Genomic DNA, 18,919 nt, shown 5'->3' on the forward strand with positions numbered 1-18,919 from the left:
CCCGGGGGAGCTTCGAGCTACTTAGAAGTCGTAGCTGATGCCGAAGCGGGCGTAACGCGGGGTGGTCTGGTAGAGCGGCACGTCGTAACGCGCGTTCAGGCTGTTGGTGCTGCCGTGGATCGGATAAACCTGCGTTTCCTTGCGCTGGTTCAGCAGGTTGAACACGGTGACGTTGAAGGCAAGCTTCTTGTCAGCCCACTCCGGACGGTATTCAAGCGAGCCCGTCACGAGGTAGGTCCAGGGGTTGTGGCCTGCGGCACCCGGGGGCGACGGCTGGCCATCGCACCAGTGGTAGTACGAGCCATAACCGAGGTTCGGGTTGGTCTGGTTCGGACCATACAGGCCCAGGCAGCTCTTCGGCGCGCCCGAGGCGATGTTGATGTTGGCCGAGACCAGCCATTCCGGCGCCAGCTGGTAGGAACCGTAGATCTTGAACTGGTGCTTGCGGCTGTTGGCCAGTTCGCCGTTGGCGTACTGCATGACTTCCGCGTAATCCCAGTCAACCGTCGCCGAGACCGTATCCTGGCGGATGTCCGAACGGACCTGGCCTTCCGAGTTGCCGTAGCTCTTCGAGAAGACGTAATCGAAGCGGACCTGGTACACGCCATCCCAGGCGTGGTCGAGGTAGAGCTCGAGGCCGTAGTAGCTGCGCTTGTTGTGCGGGAAGCCAAAGTCCTCATTGTTCATGTCGACGCTGTAGTAGCCGCCGTTCGTGTTCGGGATGAGGAACGTGTTGGCGCGACCCGGGTTGAACAGGTAGCTACCCTGGATATCGCCGATGGTGTCCGGATCGATACCCGAACGAATCATCTTGCGGGTGATGGCATCGGCGTCGCCGACGTCATCGATCGAGTTACGCAGCTTGCGCACGGTGCCCTTGGCGCCGTAGGTCCACTTGTCGTTCAACGCCGCGTCGAAGCCGAGGATGAACTCATCCTGGTACTGCGACTTGATGTTGGTGGCGGCAGCGGTCTTCGGATCGCGCGGGATGCCGTATTCGCGGTTGGCCGAGATCGGGCCACCCGTGCTGCTCTCGATCGGCGTCAGGCCCTGCGGGATGCCGTTGGCGTCGATACCGGTGTAGTTGTAGTACTCGTTCGTGTAGAGCGAAGCACCGGCGGAACGCAGGGCGACGGTCGCCGGCAGCGCGAGGTAGTAACGGCCTGCGTTGGCGTAAATCTTCAGCGTGGAATCACCGTTCACGTCCCAGGTGGCACCCAGGCGCGGCGCCCACTGCGGGGTCGTCAGGCGCAGGTACGGCTGGCTCTGCTGGTTGTAGTTGGTGAACTGGTCATTACGCAGACCCACCTTCACCATCCAGCGATCGTTCACCTGCCAGGTGTCTTCGATGTACTGCGCGCGCTGCGTGGTACGGACCGAAGCGGCCGTGCTGTAGATGTAGCGCGAAACCCAGTAACCCTCGCCAGCCGCCGGGGCGACGTATGCGGAATCGGTCGGCTCTTCACCGATGATGGGCACGCCCGGATCCTGCTTGCCGTACTGCCAGGCGTAGCCCGGGCCCGAGGTGGTGACACCGTCGTGCGTGTCGCGGACGTTCTGGTTATCGATACCGGCAACGATCGTGTGATCGCCGATGTGGTAGCTCAGGTCGACCCGCAGGTTGGTGTTGGTCGACTTGTGCTCCGGATCCGGCACCTGCGCCGACGGGTTGCCGTTGGTGATGACACCACCACCGGTGTAGGCCGGGTTCTCGAACGTGGCACCAATAATGTTCGGCTGGGTCACGTCACCGCCCGTGGCGGTGTAGTACGTGCCCTTCATCTTGCCGTACAGCGCGGTAAGGGTCAGGTCATCCGTGATGTAGCTGGTGAACTTGGCCGTATATAGGTCGGCGCCCGACTTGTTCGGCGGTACGCCGGAGTTGTCCTTGCCGGTGTAGTCACCCTTGGTGTGGGTGGCGTAGTCGTAGTCGTAGATCGAGGCGTCGTAGTTCTGCTTGTTCGACGCGCCGGTGACTTCAAGGATGTTGCTGTCGTTGATGTTCCAATCGATCTTGCCGTAGTACTTCGGGTTGCGGTAGGACGTCTTGTACACGAACGGGGCGGCGACACTGGTGGTCGACTCACCTTCGCGGCGCTCCTGTTCGGCAGCGACGAAGATGTACAGGGTGTCCTTGATCAACGGACCACCGGCGTAAGCGGAGTACGTCGTGCGCCAGGACTTGTCGCCCTTATTCTCGTCGTATTCCTGACCAGCAAGCGGGCCGACCTGGCGGTAATAGTTGAACGGGTTGGCCTTGGTGCCCTTCGGCTCCCACAGCACCTGTGCACCGAAGTGCCAGTCATTGGTGCCGCGCTTACCGACCTGAGAGATCACGCCGCCCGACGAACGGCCGTAGGCTGCACCGTAACCGCCCGCAAGGATTTCCTGCTGGTCGATGGCGCCGTACGGCAGCGTGATACCACCGAAGCCGCTGAGCGGATCAGTCGTGTTGAAGCCGTTCATGTAGTACGCGTTCTCGGTCACGGCGCTGCCGGCGATCGAGACAAGGGCGTTACCGGTCGGGCCCGTGAAGAACGAGCTACCCGCAACGGCACCCGGCGCCAGCAGCGCGATGGCTTCGGCGGTGCGGGCCAGCGGCAGCTTATCGAGCTGCTGCGAGGTGATGACGGTACGCGAGTCGACCGCGCTGACGTCGATCGACGGCAGCGCATTGGCCGACACGGTCACGCCTTCCAGGCTGGAAGCGTTGGAGGCGCTGGCAGCGGCGGCGAACGAAACGTCCGTACCACCACCCACGCGCAGGGTGACGTTGTTACGCGTATCGACCACGCCATCGCCCTGCTTCAGCGTGACGGTGTAGTTACCGACCGGCAGCTGGCCGATGGTGTAGCGGCCCTGCTGGTCAACGGTGACGGTACGGCTGACGCCCGTATCGCTGGTAGCAGTGACGGTCTGGCCCGGCGTTGCCGAACCAAACAGCGAACCGCTGGTGGCCTGCGCAAGCACGACGCCCGGCGCGGCAGTGCCCATGGCGATGGCCAGGGCCAGTGCGGTGCGGCGGCTAAGGACGCCGGCGCGAGAAATACGCGAACTCATCAAATACTCTCCCCAGTGAAAATCACTACCGCAAAAAATAGCGGCAAGCCGATCCCTCCCCGGGCTTCTGCCAGGTTCAGAAAAGATCGGTGGTTAGAAACCCCCTTTAAACAACGGCTTCAGTGTTACGAAGCCGCTCCCCGAATGACGCCAACAGACGTGGCGTCAGGCCATGTATACGTAAGAAGTTGTCGGCTTACAACATGAAAATTTCACATCCAAGACACGGTTTCACAATTACTTACGCGACAGCTATTCAGATGCCGCGTAACATGCCTTACGGATCAGCACCTTATTTCGCAAGTACCTGACGAGACAGGCAATGTATCGGAATTTTCCCTACGAAAAATTCCTAAAAAAATAGCCCCCGGCTTGAAAACCGGAGGCGACCTGGAGAGTGATCCCGCTGCCACGCGGGCGACACTCACCAACCCATGCCGCGACGGACGGCTCCTCGCTCCAATTACGAAGGCGAGGAGCCGCCTATTCAAGGCATTGCCCAGTAAATCATCGGGACAGCGTTACGGATTCCAGCCGCTTCCTTGCGGGTAAATACCAGAAACCTGCGAAGGCGCAGGAAGGCCACATCCCGGGTGATGCCAAAACGGCCCCCCAGGGTACTGGGTGTCATTGCAGTACTGCTGAAGCGAGCGCCCGGTAGCGCTACGGAAATAGTCCACGGTCATGGCGTTGCCGCCGCCGAATGAGCAATCGGCCGCGGAAGTGGAGTCAGCCGGGCAGGATGCTCCAACGTTGCACGTCACGCTTTCCTCGATTCGATACGGATTCCCCGGATTGACCACTCCGGCGTGATAGCCGACGTTGTTGCAGTAGAGAACCTGCTGACCAATCACCTGATCATTTGCGTCGAAATAGATGATGCTTCGACCCATCGCAGGGAGCGCCATAGCGCCCATCGGCAACGAACAAACAAACAGTACGAGCGCAGCAAACACTTCCTTCAATCGGAATCTCATTGACTGTTCCATGTGCGCCTCGGAGCGAGGCTAGCGGAGTGTAGCGATAGGTCAACACGGGTATACGTTAGCAACAGCATGCTTTTTCGGCAGTATTCAAGCATAAGCGTCATTCAAACGTATCGACGGGAATCAGGTTTAAAAAAAGAGCCCCCGGCTTGGGAACCGGAGGCGACCTGGGGAGTGATCCTGCTGCCTCGCGGCCGACCTCCCTGTCGACCGCCCGGCTCGTTCTTGTTTTAGCGTTGCCTGTTTTGCGTAGCCGTTATCAGAAGTCGTAACGGGCAGTGAAGCGGACCGTGCGCGGATCGGTGTAATTCAGCTCGCGCAGGTACAGCGGGCTCGGCGTGGAGCGGTTCGTCGCATAACGGAAGTTGTACGTCGTCGGCTCCTGCTTGTTGAACACGTTGAGCACGTCGACCTGGAACGTCAGGTGGCGATCGAACCACGACGGGGTGTAGGCCGCGTTGAGGTTGACGATATAGGTCCACGGAGCCGAGCCGTGCGAACCGCGCGGCGAGAACTCGTAACCCGGCTGGCCCGGCAGGCCGCAGAACCAGTAGAACGAACCGTTGTACAGGCCCGCATCCGCGGTCGGGTAGAAGCTGGTGCAGTTTTTCGGACGACCGGACGAGATGTTTGCGTTGATGCCGAAACGCAGGTCGTCGGTGAACTGGTAGTAGCCGAAGAACTTGACCTGGTGCGTGCGATCGTTCGGCAGGCGGCCATTGGCGCCGACCATCAGCTGCGGAAGATCCCAGTCCTGCGTCACCGACACGTCCGCCTGGCCGCCGTTACCGGTGTCCAGATCGGACGCGAGCTGGCCTTCCGTGTTGCCGTAGCTGCGCGACCACGTGTAATCGATGCGGCCGTACCACTTGTCGGAGAACGGGTGCTCCAGGTACAGGTCCAGGGCGTAGTACTTACGCTTCAGGTCGCCCAGGCCCAGCTCATCCTTCGAGTAGTGACGCTCGACGAACGAACCATCGTCCTGCAGCTGCAGGAAGGTGTTGCCCGTGCCCGGGTTGAACAGGAAGCACGCACCGCCAAGGGCCGGCGTACAGGTATCGTCGATCGCGCTGCGCAGCTGGCGCCAGGTGGCCTTCGCACCCCAGTTCCAGCTGGGCGAGAGCGCCATGTCGAAGCCCGCGATGTACTCATCCTGGTAATGCGACTTCAGGCCCTTCGCCGCAACGGTACGCGGATCCGGCGCGGTACCGCACTCGAGGTTGGCGGAGGTGGCGTTGGTACCGTTACAGGTATAGCCCGCCGCCTGGTTCACCGGCACCGACGCCAGGCCCGTGGGGTTACCCTGCGGATCCACGCCGGTATAGGTGAAGTACTCGGTGGTGTTGAGCGAGCCCGAGGCGGCGCGAACCGCCACGTTATTCGGCATGGCCAGGTGGTAACGGCCAGCGTTCGCATACACCTTCAGCGTGGAATCACCGAAGACGTCCCACGACACACCGAGGCGCGGCGCGAGCTGGTGGCGCTGCTTCGCATAGACTTCGTTGTTGCCGTTGTAGTTCTTGAACTGCTCGTTACGCAGGCCGGCGTAGATCATCCAGCGGTCGGTCGCCTGCCAGTGGTCTTCGATGTACTGCGATTCCTGCACCGTTTTCACCTTGGCCTGGGTGGTGGTGTAGGACTTGATCACGTAGTAGCCCTGGGTACCCAGGCCGCCGGCGGCATTCGGTGCGCCCACGCCGTGGCCGGCATCGATCGCCTGGGCGGGGTTGTTCTGCTGGCTATAGGTCCAGCTGAAACCGCCGGGCAGCGAGGTACCGGTGAAGGACTTGGCTTCCTGGCGATCGGCACCCGCACGGATGTCATGGTCGCCCAGGCGGTACTCGACGTCGAAGCGCCAGCCATCGGTCTTGTCTTCCGCACCCGGCACGCGCACGGCGGTGGAGGTGGTCTGGCAAGTACCGTAGTTGATGCCCGGTGCGCGCGACGCGGCGCTGGAGATCACGACGAGCGGGCAGTTCGGGTCATAGCCAAACGGCTGCTGCACGTGATCAAGGCGCTGCTGGCCGTACAACGCCGACACGGTCAGCGCATCGGTGATGCAGCCGGTGTACTTGCCGACGTAAAGGTCGCCGCCGTCCTTCTGGTACACGCCGCCGTTCTGCGTGTCGCCGTGCCCGAGATCGGCATAGCTGAAACCGTAGGTCTTCGAATCGTATTCGGTCTTGTCCGAAAGGCCGGTCAGTTCGAGGTGGTGGTCATCGGTGATGTTCCAGTCGATCTTCGCGATCCAGCGCGGAATCTTGTACTTGTAATCGTTCCAGCCGTTACGGCCCACGCTGGCCGAGGTAATCGCGCCGGCGGTGGTGCTGGCCGCGATACCCGCACCTTCGCGACGGTTCATTTCCGCGTCGACGTAGAAGAACAGGGTGTCCTTGATCAGCGGACCGCTGGCGTACGCACCCACGGTGGAGCGCCAGTAGTTGTTCTTCTTGTAGTACTGGTAAATCGTGCCATCGGTGTTCGGGTAAAAGCCCGTGTCGGGGTAGTTCGAGTTCTTCGGGCTCGAGCGGGTGCCTTGCGGTTCCCAGATGGTATAGACGCCACCGTGCCACTCGTTGGTACCGCGCTTGGTCACGATATTGATGACGCCGCCGGTGGAACGGCCGAATTCAGCGCCGTAACCGCCGGTGAGCACCTGCTGCTGATCGATCGCATCGAACGGCAACTGGGTGAGGCCGATCGAGGTCAGCGGGTTGGTCACCGCATAGCCGTTGATGAAGTAGGCGTTCTCGGACGATGCCGAACCACCGAAGCTGGGCACTGGATTGCCGAGGGCATCCTTGTACGACGAGTTACCGATGACGCCCGGGGCGAGCAGCGCGGCCGCGAGCACGTCACGCGTGATCGGCAGCTTGTTCAGCTGCTCGGCGGTCAGCACCGTGCGGGTATCGACCGACGACACGTCGATCGAGGGCAGCGCGGTGGCCGTGACCGACACGCCTTCGAGCGTGCTGGCCTGGGCAGCGCTGGCGGCGGCGCCGAACGGCACCGACGTGTTGCTGGAAATCGTAACCACGACGTTTTCGCGCGTGCTCACCGGCGTGCCGTTGTTTTCCAGGGTCACCGTGTAGGTGCCTGGCGGCAGCGAGGTGATGCGGTAGCGGCCATCGCTCTCCACGGGCGTGGAGCGCGTAATGCCTGTCGCGGGATTGCTGATCGTTACGGTCGTACCCTGCCCGCTTTCCACCGTACCGGCGATACCACCGGTGGTGTTCGACTGGGCGTGGACGGCTCCGCCGGCCAGGCACAGCCCAAGTCCGACAGCGAGCGCAGTGCGGCGAAGCTGGCGGCCGTGATGCATGACGTTCATCAAAATCTCCCCAAGTGATGCCGCACACGTGGTGCGGCCCGAAAGTTGGCGCGCATCTACCTGCCCCGGCCTCTGGCCAGGGTGGTTGTTGACGAAAACTTGTTTCCCCGTGCTTCCCGGCCAGGCGGCCTGCTGTTCCCCTCGAACCGCAGCACCCGGCGGGGCCTTGCCCCTCGCACCCCGTACTTTTTGCAGGGTGTGACGGACGTATACCGCAGGAATTTGCGGCTTACAACGGGAAACTAACGGAACGTTGACACGGGTCGTGAAGGGCCATGCCGGAAAAATCCGGCGAAGAAGCGACATTTCCCGCGAAATATCAGTGCCTTACTAGCGCCTCGGGGCATGACTTCCGGCACGTGCATTTCTTGCGATCTAGGAATCTTTCTTACGAAATTCGACCGAGGAATCGCCGATTTCACGCCGTAAGCGCATAAGCCCATGGATCTACGAAACTTCTCAATCGAAAGGCCATCGAAGGTATTTCCGTGTACACCGTAACTGCGCTCGCGCGTTGTTGCGCTAAGACGCCGGGGGGCGGCTACTCCAAATTGAAAGAGGTTCCATAGGCATGAACGACAATTCGAGGGGATCCTTCCGCGCTGATGCGGCCGGGGGCGGCTTCGAGGGTGGACGCGCTGGTGGCGACGTGCCTGCCTCCTCCTTCGCGAGCCGGGTCCGCCAGGTCATCAAGATGAATGGCAGCGTGAGCGATATCGCCCGCCGCTGCGGTTTCTCCGAAGGCGTGGTGCGTAGCTGGCGCGATGGCAACACCGACCCGTCGCGTGGGCGCTGCGTCACCATGGCGAAGACGCTGGGCATTTCGCTGGTGTGGCTGGCCGCGGGCGAAGGCCCGATGGTGCTGGATGCATCGAGCGAAGATGCCATCGGCCGCACGGAAACGTCCGATTCGCTGCGTGGCCGTGACGACCACCATGACGTGGCCTCGGCCCCCGCGCCGCTTGACCCGTCGCGCCTGGCGGCCGCCATGAAGCTGCTGCAGTCGGATATCGAGATGGCCGGCAGCCGCTTCTCGCCGGTACGTCACGCCGATCTGGTAGCCGAGATGTACGCCATCCTCGGTCGCTCGTCGGAGCCGGAATACGCTGATCGGGTTATCGCGTTCCGCCGGACGGTCATGTCGCGCATCGGCGATGAACCGGGTGCGGTAGCGGCCTGAACGAAAGAGCCCGGCTTATCGCCGGGCTCTTTGTTTTACAGGCGGGAAATGTCGGCGATCGCGCCGAACGCTGCCTTGAGCTGGGCTAGCAGGGCCAGCCGGTTGCCGCGCACGGCCGGGTTTTCCGCGTTCACCAGCACGTCGTCGAAGAAGCGGTCCACCGGGGCCTGCAGTACCGACAGGCGTGCCAGCGTGCCCGTGTAATCGGCCCGGCCCAGCAGCTCGCGCGTTTCCGCCCGGGCGGCGTCCAGGGCTGCGTGCAGCTCACGCTCGGCATCCGATTCGAAGTGGGCCGGGTCGACCTGCGCCGGGATGGGCGCCGCATTCGCTTCCTCGGCCTGCTTGCGCAGGATGTTCGCCACGCGCTTGTTCGCGGCCGCAAGGCTGGCGGCCTCGTCCCGGCGCGCGAACTCGGCCACGGCGCGGAGCCGGCGGTCGAAATCCGGCAGCGTGGCGGGTGTGACCGCCAGTACGGATTCGAACTGATCGGTGCTGAAGCCCTGCTCGGTGTAATAGCCACGCAGGCGCTCGAGGACGAAGTTGTTCACTTCGTCGCCGAGCTCGCGGCGGCGGGCACCGATATCGATGGCCGGCGCCTTGCCATCCTTGCCCGGCTTCACGCCGGCCACGAAAGCGGCTTCGGGCACGAGCTCGAACGCCTCGGTGAGCGCGGCGCGCAGGTCGATAGCCAGGCCACCCTCGATCAGGGTGCGGGCCAGGCCCAGCGCGGCGCGGCGCAGGGCGAAGGGATCCTTGTTGCCGCTGGGCTTCATGCCCACGGCAAAGATGCCCGCGAGCGTATCCAGGCGCTCGGCCACGGCCAGCACCTGACCCACCTTGCCCGCGGCGATCGCATCACCACCGAAACGCGGCTGGTAGAAGCTATCGAGCGCATCGGCTACGTCGGCGTCGATGCCCTGGCGGGTCGCGTAGTAACGGCCCATCACGCCCTGCAGTTCGGGGAATTCACCCACCATGCGGGTAAGCAGGTCGCACTTGGCGAGCGCGGCCGCGTGCGTGGCCTTGCCGGCGTCCACACCCACGCGATTGGCGATGACCCGGGCCAGCTCGGCCACGCGAACCGTCTTGTCCCACAGGCTGCCCAACGACTGCTGGTAGGTCACGTTCTTCAACGCGTCCTGGTTATCGGCCAGCGGTGTCTTCAGGTCTTCATCCCAGAAGAACTTGGCGTCGGCAAAACGGGGACGGATAACGCGCTCGTAGCCCTTGCTGATCTCCGCCGGGTCGCGGCTCTCGATATTGGCCACGCCGATGAAGTGTTCGGTGAGCTTGCCGGCCGCATCAAACACGGGAACGAACTTCTGGTTCGTTTCCATGGTGGTGACCAGCGCCTCGGGCGGCACTTCCAGGAAGTCGCGCTCGAACGTGCAGGCAATGCCGACCGGCCATTCGGTCAGGTTGGCGATTTCATCGAGCAGCGCATCGGAAAGGCGCGGCGTGCCGCCGGTGGCCACGCGGGCCACCTCGGCGCGGACGCGCTCGCGGCGCTCCGCCGGGTCGGCGATGACGTGCGCATGGCGCAGGGCATCCAGCCACGCATCGGCGCTGGCCACGTGCACCGGGTGCGGGTGGTGGAAGCGGTGGCCCAGGCTCTGCCGGCCACTCTTCAGGCCAAGCACTTCGCCGTCCACGATATCCGAGCCATGCAGCATGAGCAGCGTGTGCACCGGGCGGACAAAGGTATCTTCGCGGTTGCCCCAGCGCATGGCCTTCGGGATCGGCAGCGCCTTCAGCGCCTCAACCACGATCTCCTGCAGCAGTGCCGCCGTGGGCTGCCCCGGCTTTACGGCGCGGAACACGAACCACGCGCCCTTGTCCGTTTCCAGCTTTTCGAGGGCGGACACGTCCACGCCGCACGACTGGGCGAAACCGACCAGGGCCTTGGACGGCTCGCCGTCGGCGCCGATGCTGGCGTTCACGGCCGGGCCACGGCGCTCGACGTTCTGTTCGGGCTGGGCCACGGCCACGGCCGGGATATAGACCGCCAGGCGGCGCGGCGACGCGTAGGTTTTGGCCCCGGCGTAGTCACCCGTGACGCCACGCTTCTCCAGGCCTTCGACGACACCGCGCGCGAAGGCGCCGGCGAGGTCATCAAGCGCCTTGGGCGGCAGTTCTTCGGTGCCAAGCTCGATGATGAGCGGCAGGCGCTTATCGGCCATGGACGGCCTCCTTGTCGTTCTTCAGGCCGGGGAAGCCAAGTTTCTCGCGCTGGGCGACGTAAGCCTCGGCCACGCTACGGGCCAGGGTACGTACGCGCAGGATGTAACGCTGGCGCTCGGTCACGCTGATGGCGCGGCGGGCATCCAGCAAATTGAACGCGTGGCTGGCCTTGCACACCTGTTCGTACGCGGGCAGCGGCAGGCCGGCGGCGATCAGCTTGCCGGCCTCGGCTTCGCACACATCGAACCAGTGGAACAGCTCAGGCACGTTCGCGTATTCGAAGTTGTAGGTGCTCTGCTCCACCTCGTTCTGGTGGAACACATCGCCATAGGTGACCACGCCGTGCGGGGCGTGCGTCCAGACGATGTCGTAAATGCTGTCGACGTTCTGCAGGTACATCACCAGGCGTTCGAGGCCGTAGGTGATCTCACCGGTGACGGGACGGCATTCCAGGCCGCCAGCCTGCTGGAAGTACGTGAACTGGGTGACCTCCATGCCGTTCAGCCACACCTCCCAGCCCAGGCCCCAGGCGCCCAGCGTGGGCGATTCCCAGTTGTCCTCGACAAAGCGCAGGTCGTGTACGAGCGGATCGATGCCCAGCGCCTTCAGCGAGCCGATGTACAGCTCGAGGATGTTGTCCGGGTTGGGCTTGAGCACCACCTGGTACTGGTAGTAGTGCTGCAGGCGGTTGGGGTTGTCGCCGTAGCGGCCATCCGTCGGGCGGCGGCACGGCTGCACGTAAGCGGCAGCCCACGGTTCCGGTCCGAGCGAGCGCAGGAAGGTGGCCGGGTGGAACGTACCTGCGCCGACCTCGGTATCGAGCGGCTGCATGAGCACGCAGCCCTGCTCCGCCCAATAGCGGTTCAGGGTCTGGATCACGTCTTGGAAGGTGGGCGCGGACATGGTTCCCGGGTCCTTGAGAAAGCGGGCTAGTATAGCGGCGTAGCCTATTTACAGGGTTGGAGCACATGGCAGTCAATCCGCAACACACTGCGGTACTGGGCCGCCGGGGCCGGCTGGAGCTGGACGAGGTCCTCGCCTCGCTGGTGGTCGACGGGTACCTCACCGGCGAGGACGCCAAGCGCGTCCGCGGTGGCTCGCGCGCGGGCAAGAGCGCGGTGGAACTGCACCCGCTGGTGCTTATCGCCAACAGCAAGCTGGAGAACCGGCGCGAAAACGGCCGCCCGCTCAGCCTGGAGCTCCTGATCGAATGGCTCGCCGGCAAGGCCAACCTGCCCTACCTGAAAATCGACCCGATGAAGGTCAACGTGGCCCAGGTCACGCAGGTGGTCAGCAACGCGTACGCCCAGCGCCACCGGATCCTGCCCATTGCCGTGGCACCGGGCGAGGTCACCTTTGCGACCGCCGAGCCCTTTGATTCGGCATGGGCGCAGGATCTTGGGCACATGCTGCGCCGGGAAATCCGCCGCGTGGTGGCCAACCCGGTCGATATCAACCGTTACCTGCTCGAGTTCTACGGCGTGCAGCGCTCCATCCAGCTCGCGGTGGATGCCAAGGGCCAGGATGCCTCGTCCAAGATCATCAACTTCGAGCAGCTGCTTGAACTCGGCAAGGGCGGCGAGCTCGGTGCCGATGATCGCCATGTCGTGCACATCGTGGATTGGCTGCTGCAGTACGCCTTCGAGCAGCGCGCCTCGGATATCCACCTGGAGCCGCGCCGCGATGCCGGGCAGATGCGTTTTCGTATCGATGGTGTGATGCAGAAGGTGTTTGAACTGCCGCCGCCGGTCATGACCGCGGTGACCTCACGCATCAAGATCCTGGCGCGCATGGATGTGGCCGAAAAGCGCCGGCCACAGGATGGCCGCATCAAGACCCGCTCCGCGGGGGGCCGCGAGGTGGAACTGCGTATTTCCACCATGCCGACCGCGTTCGGCGAAAAGGTGGTCATGCGTATCTTCGACCCCGACCTGGTGATGAAGGATTTCAGCCAGCTGGGTTTTGCACCGGACGAAGACCGCATCTGGCGGTCCATGGTGGAACGCCCGCATGGCATCGTCCTGGTGACCGGCCCCACCGGTTCGGGCAAGACCACCACGCTCTACTCCACGCTCAAGCACTTGGCGCGCCCCGAACTGAACGTGTGCACGGTGGAAGACCCCATCGAAATGGTGTCGCCGGAGCTGAACCAGATGCAGGTGCAGCCCGCGATCGATCTGGATTTCGCCGCCGGCGTGCGCACATTGCTGCGCCAGGATCCGGACATCATCATGGTCGGCGAGGTGCGCGATCTGGAAACCGCGCAGATGGCCGTGCAGGCATCGCTTACGGGCCACCTGGTGCTTTCCACCCTGCATACCAACGATTCACCCAGCGCCGTGACACGTCTTCTCGACCTGGGCGTGCCCCACTATCTCATCCAGTCGACACTCGCCGGCGTGGTCGCGCAGCGCCTGGTGCGCACGCTGTGCCCGCATTGCAAGGAAGCCACGACGCAGGATCCGGATGAATGGCGCGTACTGACGCATGGCTGGGACGTACCCCTGCCCGAGCGCGTGTATACCGCGGTGGGGTGCCTGGAGTGCCGTAAGACCGGCTTCCTCGGCCGTACCGGTGTGTACGAAATGATGCCGCTTTCGCCGCGCCTGCGCGGGCAGATCACGGCCCAGCTGGACCTCGCGAAGTTCAGCGAAACCGCCTTGCGCGAAGGTATGAAGCCACTTCGCATTTCCGCGGCGGCGCAGGTCGCGGCCGGCTTGACCACGGTGCGCGAGGTGCTGAACGTGCTGCCGCCTACCGATATCGACGATACGATGTAACCCATGAAGCCTGTACTCATCGTCCGCACGGGGCGCGCCCCGGATGTCATCAGCGCCCGCCACGGCGATTTTCCCCGCTGGTTCCAGCTAGGCCTTCGCCTGCGCACGCCCCGCCTGCGCGTGGTGGATGTGGAACGCGGCGATGCCCTGCCCGATCCGGATGAAGTCTCCGGTGCCATCCTCACCGGCTCCGCCTCCATGGTGACCGAGCGGCTGCCGTGGAGTGAACGCACTGCCGGCTGGATCCGTGACGCCATGGATGTGGAACTGCCGATGCTCGGTGTGTGCTACGGGCACCAACTGATGTCGCATGCGCTGGGTGGCCGCGTGGATTACCTGCCGGGCGGCCGCGAAATGGGTACGGTTGCGCTCACCACGCACGAAGCCGCGACGGCGGATGCCCTGGGTGTGGCGCTGCCCGCCACGTTCCAAGCGCACACCACGCACGAGCAGAGCGTGCTCGAGTTGCCGCACGGCGCGGTATCGCTGGCCAGTTCGGCGCGTGATCCGCACCACCTCGTGCGTTACGGCAAGCACGCCGTCAGCACGCAGTTCCACCCGGAATTCTCGGCGGAAGTCATGCGTGCCTATATCCGCCGCAAGCACGATGTACTCGCCAGCGAAGGCACGCCACCCGGTGACATGCTGGCCGCGGTGGTCGCCACGCCCCATGCGACGGGGCTGTTGCGCGGGTTCCTGCACACGCACCTTGGCGCCGTGCGGGAAACCTCAGCCGCGTAAGCGGCGAACGATGGCCCCGCGCGAGAAGAACGCGAACAGGATGCCAAAGAGAAAACCGCCGATGTGGGTCCACCACACCACGGCGCCGTAGCTCGCGCCCGCATAACTGAAAAGCAGCTGCACCAGCGCCCAGATGCCGATGAGCACGAAAGCGGGCACCCGGACGAACTCGAGGTATAGGCCGAGCGGCACCACCAGGCCAAGCCGGGCGCGCGGGAACAACGTGACGTAAGCGCCTACCACCGCCGATACCGCACCACTGCAGCCGATGATCGCCACGCGCGCGCCTGTCAGCGAAATCGCGCCAATCAGGTTGGCGACCACGCCGCCCGCAAGGAACAGCAGCAGGAACCGCGGCGAGCCGAGGCTACGCTCGGCCGGAAGGCTGAAGATCACAAGGAACAGCAGGTTACTGAGCAGGTGGAGCCAGCCGCCGTGAATAAAGATTGCCGTGAACAGGCGCAGCAGTGCCGGATCGCTTACCTGTTGCCATAAGGGAAGCCCGGCGCCGAACAGGTGCGCTGGCACCGTGCCCCAGTGCAGCATGATCGCCATGCGCTCGGTGCGCCCCGCCAACGCCAGGGCCACGAAGCTCACAACGCACACCACCACGATGAGCATCGTGGCCCAGCACAGCCGGGAGCGGCGGCGCGTATCGACATGCACGAACATGATCAGGGTACGCCGCGGGCGAGGTGAGGGCCGTCGGTTTCCAGCGACGAGAGCGCGAACATGGTCTCCGGGCCCACCACGCCATCGGAAGCGATGCCGAAGCGCTGCTGGATGTTGCGCACCCGTGTTTCGATGCCGGTATCGAACACGGGCTTGTCGGCTGCCTTGGGGTCCACCGGGCCCAGGTGCGATACGAGCCAGTGCATGCCATCGCCGCTATCGCCGCGTGAGAGCCTGTTTGGCATGGCCGGGTCGACACGGAACACCGCGTAGAAGCGGCCCTTCCATACGCGGTCGAAGGCGTCCCGGGTCAGCTCGACGTATTTGCCGCCGAGGTACAGTCGCACGGCTTCGTCACCCGCGCCCACCAGCAAGACTTGCTGCTTCGCGTGGGCGTCGTCGAGTTCCAGTACCAGGGGGCGATCGAACCGGCGCAGCTGGTCCAGCGTGCCGCGGCCACTCACGCAGGCAAACCCCGGGAAAATCAGCGCGTCGCAATTGATGGCATTGGCGACCGATGTCTCCTTGGATGACACCTGCCAACGGGCCAGCAGCTCACCCCATACGCGAACGGCGCCCACATCGGGTGCCGGGAGCGCATCCTGCAGCTTCGCGAGCGCCTGCTCGGGGGTGACGGCGACGAAACTCTTGGGCCGGGAGGGCGTGTGGCCAGTGAACACCCACACCCCGAACCCACCGATGAAGACGATGGCCAGCATGGCGCCGATCGCCAGGATCGGCTTGCGGTAACGGCGCAGCCAGTAGCGCGCGTACTGAGGGAGCACTTCGCGGGCGACAAAACCCAGCGCGCGCTCGCCGATGTTTTTCTCACCGCGTTCCGCGGCGCGTTCGAGTGCGCGATGCGCCAATGCATTAAGGCGCTTGGGATTACCTTTGCCGTCATCGCGTAGCGAACGCAGCCCCAGGCGGCTGAATGGCATTTGCGCCGTGCCGGCCACATGCAGGCGGTGGCGCACGTACCGCTCGCTCTCTTCAGGCGTCAGCGGATTGAGCGGCAGCCGGCTGCGTACACGGGCGCCGATGCCACGCGCGTCCGGGCCGCCCAGGCGCTCGCGTAGCGCGGGCAAACCGGCCAGCACCAGGTGGAACGGTGCATGCGCCTTTTCGCTCGCCACGTAGAGACGTTCGACGATCGTGAGCCCATCGTCGCCCAGCTCGTCGGCATCATCCAGGATGAGCAGGAACCTGTGGTTCACATGGTGGGCCAGGCGGCCCAGGCCAGCGGCCAGGCCATCCACCAGGTGCTCTTCGGTATTCGCCTCGGCACTTAGCGGCAAGGGCAGGCCGAAACCGGCGTACATGGAGCGCAGCCACGCCACTGTCTCGAGCGCATAGTCACCGGCACCATGCCTTACGGCACGAACGCCATGCTGTGCGGCATCGGTTTCGATGAGCATGCACAGCAACGATTTACCGATACCTGCTTCGCCAGAGATCAGCGTGATGCTGTGATCGCCGGCGCCGAGCTCGTATTCGACGTGCGCAAGGATCTCGCGTTCGCGCGCAAACAGGCACGCAAATCGCGGATCCGGTGCATCGCCGAACGGCGGCTCACGCAGCCCAAAGGTCTGTAGATACATGGGCCTAGAGTATCCGAATTGCCCGCGGTTGTAGGAGCGCACCCTGTGCGCGAGGGGGAGTCGCGGGAGGATGGGTTTCCTGGCGAGGAGATGTCGCCCACAGGGTGGGCTCCTACGGGAGCGGTTGGGTAAATCGCGGACAAGAAAAAACCCGGCCTCATACGAGACCGGGTTTTGCAAAAGACGAAGGCCTCCCCGGTTGGGGAGGCCTTCTAGGATAAAGCCCCTGGCGGTGACCTGTTGCTGTGCGTGCCCGTTGGGCACGACAGCAACGCCACAAAAGACGAAGGCCTCCCCGGTTGGGGAGGCCTTCTAGGATAAAGCCCCTGGCGGTGACCTACTCTTGCATGGCTTGAGCCACACTACCATCGGCGCATGCGCGTTTCACTTCTGAGTTCGGGATGGGATCAGGTGGGACCACGCCGCTATAGCCGCCAGGGAAGGGGTGGGAGCAGCGCCTTGAGCGCCGGCTCCACAGAGGGTGTAAACGAGTGACAAGCGTCCGGGTTTGATTCGGATCGAGCTTATAAGAGTTAAGACGGTGAAGCGTCTTGGGGTTATATGGTCAAGCCTCACGGCTCATTAGTACACGTAAGCTCAATGCATTGCTGCACTTCCACACCGTGCCTATCAACCACCTAGTCTTGATGGTGCCTTAAGGAGAGTCTAGCTCTCGGGAGATCTCATCTTGAGGCGCGCTTCCCGCTTAGATGCTTTCAGCGGTTATCGCTTCCGTTCATAGCTACCGGGCAATGCCATGGGCATGACAACCCGAACACCAGCGGAACGTCCACTCCGGTCCTCTCGTACTAGGAGCAGCCCCTCTCAAATCTCCAACGCCCACGACAGATAGGGACCGAACTGTCTCACGACGTTCTGAACCCAGCTCGCGTACCACTTTAAATGGCGAACAGCCATACCCTTGGGACCGGCTACAGCCCCAGGATGTGATGAGCCGACATCGAGGTGCCAAACACCGCCGTCGATATGAACTCTTGGGCGGTATCAGCCTGTTATCCCCGGAGTACCTTTTATCCGTTGAGCGATGGCCCTTCCATACAGAACCACCGGATCACTAAGACCTACTTTCGTACCTGCTTGATCCGTCGATCTCGCAGTCAAGCACGCTTATGCCTTTGCACACAGTGCGCGATGTCCGACCGCGCTGAGCGTACCTTCGTGCTCCTCCGTTACTCTTTGGGAGGAGACCGCCCCAGTCAAACTACCCACCATACACGGTCCCCGATCCGGATTACGGACCTAGGTTAGAACGTCAAGCACTTCAGGGTGGTATTTCAAGGATGGCTCCACCGAAACTAGCGTCTCGGTTTCATAGCCTCCCACCTATCCTACACAGAAGAACTCAACGTTCAGTGTAAAGCTATAGTAAAGGTTCACGGGGTCTTTCCGTCTTGCCGCGGGAACGCTGCATCTTCACAGCGATTTCAATTTCACTGAGTCTCGGGTGGAGACAGCGCCGCTGTCGTTACGCCATTCGTGCAGGTCGGAACTTACCCGACAAGGAATTTCGCTACCTTAGGACCGTTATAGTTACGGCCGCCGTTTACTGGGGCTTCGATCAAGAGCTTCGCCTTGCGGCTGACCCCATCAATTAACCTTCCAGCACCGGGCAGGCGTCACACCCTATACGTCCACTTTCGTGTTTGCAGAGTGCTGTGTTTTTGATAAACAGTCGCAGCGGCCAGGTTACTGCGACCCTTCGATGCTCAGTCACGCACGTGACCACACCAAAGGGCGCACCTTCTCCCGAAGTTACGGTGCCATTTTGCCTAGTTCCTTCACCCGAGTTCTCTCAAGCGCCTTGGGATTCTCACCCTGCCTACCAGTGTCGGTTTACGGTACGGTTTTTCTACAGCTGAAGCTTAGTGGCTTTTCCTGGAAGCGTGGTGTCAGTCACTTCGTCCTCATAGGACTGGTCTCGGTGCTCGGCGTATGTGATCCCGGATTTGCCTAAGATCACCGCCTACCGCCTTTCCCCAGGACAACCAACGCCTGGTAGACCTAACCTTCTCCGTCCCCACATCGCACTGTAGAAAAGTGCAGGAATATTAACCTGCTTCCCATCGACTACGCATTTCTGCCTCGCCTTAGGGGCCGACTCACCCTGCGCCGATGAACGTTGCGCGAGGAAACCTTGGGCTTTCGGCGGGGAGGCTTTTCACCCCCCTTATCGTTACTCATGTCAGCATTCGCACTTCCGATACCTCCAGCAAGCCTTACGACTCACCTTCACAGGCCTACGGAACGCTCCTCTACCGCGTACGGATCAAAATCCGTACACCCCGAGCTTCGGTGCATAGCTTAGCCCCGTTAAATCTTCCGCGCAGACCGACTCGACCAGTGAGCTATTACGCTTTCTTTAAAGG

General features: G+C 63.0%; 10 protein-coding genes and 2 rRNA genes (1 of these 12 only partly in view). 3 read left to right on the top strand and 9 right to left on the bottom strand.

Annotated features, from left to right (window positions below):
* Window positions 1–21: 21 nt before the first annotated feature.
* The 3 genes from L2Y97_RS20960 to L2Y97_RS20970 form a co-directional block, all read right to left on the bottom strand.
* The gene (locus L2Y97_RS20960; protein ID WP_247430568.1) at window positions 22–3,060 is read right to left on the bottom strand and encodes a TonB-dependent receptor; all 3,039 of its coding nucleotides are present in this window, start codon (window positions 3,058–3,060) and stop codon (window positions 22–24) included.
* 521 nt (window positions 3,061–3,581) lie between these two features.
* The gene (locus tag L2Y97_RS20965) at window positions 3,582–4,037 is read right to left on the bottom strand and encodes a hypothetical protein (protein WP_247430571.1); all 456 of its coding nucleotides are present in this window, start codon (window positions 4,035–4,037) and stop codon (window positions 3,582–3,584) included.
* A 268-nt stretch (window positions 4,038–4,305) separates the two neighbouring features.
* Window positions 4,306–7,377, bottom strand: coding sequence for a TonB-dependent receptor (locus tag L2Y97_RS20970; protein ID WP_247430573.1), 3,072 nt, complete (start codon window positions 7,375–7,377; stop codon window positions 4,306–4,308).
* 571 nt (window positions 7,378–7,948) lie between these two features.
* Here L2Y97_RS20970 and L2Y97_RS20975 point away from each other — a divergent pair.
* Window positions 7,949–8,557, top strand: a complete 609-nt coding sequence (locus L2Y97_RS20975) for a helix-turn-helix domain-containing protein (RefSeq protein ID WP_247430576.1) — start codon at window positions 7,949–7,951, stop codon at window positions 8,555–8,557.
* A 35-nt stretch (window positions 8,558–8,592) separates the two neighbouring features.
* On the opposite strand, the gene glyS is transcribed toward L2Y97_RS20975, so the two are convergent.
* Together glyS and glyQ are read right to left on the bottom strand one after the other, a co-directional pair.
* On the bottom strand, window positions 8,593–10,737 hold the full coding sequence (gene glyS, locus L2Y97_RS20980; RefSeq protein WP_247430579.1) for a glycine--tRNA ligase subunit beta: 2,145 nt from the start codon (window positions 10,735–10,737) through the stop codon (window positions 8,593–8,595).
* Entirely contained in the window at window positions 10,727–11,641 is a 915-nt protein-coding gene (gene glyQ / locus L2Y97_RS20985; protein WP_247430582.1) for a glycine--tRNA ligase subunit alpha, read from the bottom strand. Before glyQ ends, glyS begins: the two co-directional genes overlap by 11 nt.
* A gap of 65 nt (window positions 11,642–11,706) precedes the next feature.
* On the opposite strand from glyQ, the gene tfpB reads away from it, so the two are divergent.
* Window positions 11,707–13,518 (top strand): type IV pilus assembly ATPase TfpB, encoded by a 1,812-nt coding sequence (tfpB, locus tag L2Y97_RS20990; RefSeq protein WP_247430583.1) that lies wholly within the window; start codon window positions 11,707–11,709, stop codon window positions 13,516–13,518.
* Window positions 13,519–13,521: 3 nt separating this feature from the next.
* Window positions 13,522–14,259 carry a glutamine amidotransferase gene (locus L2Y97_RS20995; RefSeq protein ID WP_247430586.1) on the top strand — a complete coding sequence of 246 codons (738 nt, stop codon included), beginning with the start codon at window positions 13,522–13,524 and terminating at the stop codon, window positions 14,257–14,259.
* Here the strand turns inward: L2Y97_RS20995 and L2Y97_RS21000 are convergent.
* The 4 genes from L2Y97_RS21000 to L2Y97_RS21015 form a co-directional block, all read right to left on the bottom strand.
* Window positions 14,248–14,931, bottom strand: coding sequence for a rhomboid family intramembrane serine protease (locus tag L2Y97_RS21000; protein ID WP_247430588.1), 684 nt, complete (start codon window positions 14,929–14,931; stop codon window positions 14,248–14,250). The two genes, L2Y97_RS20995 and L2Y97_RS21000, sit on opposite strands and share 12 nt — an antisense overlap.
* A 2-nt stretch (window positions 14,932–14,933) precedes the next feature.
* Entirely contained in the window at window positions 14,934–16,532 is a 1,599-nt protein-coding gene (locus L2Y97_RS21005) for an ExeA family protein (protein WP_247430591.1), read from the bottom strand.
* A gap of 324 nt (window positions 16,533–16,856) precedes the next feature.
* A 5S ribosomal RNA gene (rrf, locus tag L2Y97_RS21010) occupies window positions 16,857–16,971 on the bottom strand.
* A 122-nt stretch (window positions 16,972–17,093) separates the two neighbouring features.
* A 23S ribosomal RNA gene (locus tag L2Y97_RS21015) occupies window positions 17,094–18,919 on the bottom strand (it continues 1,059 nt past the right edge of the window).

Origin of the sequence: Luteibacter aegosomatissinici (assembly GCF_023078495.1) — a bacterium.
Classification (GTDB): Bacteria; Pseudomonadota; Gammaproteobacteria; order Xanthomonadales; family Rhodanobacteraceae; genus Luteibacter; species Luteibacter aegosomatissinici.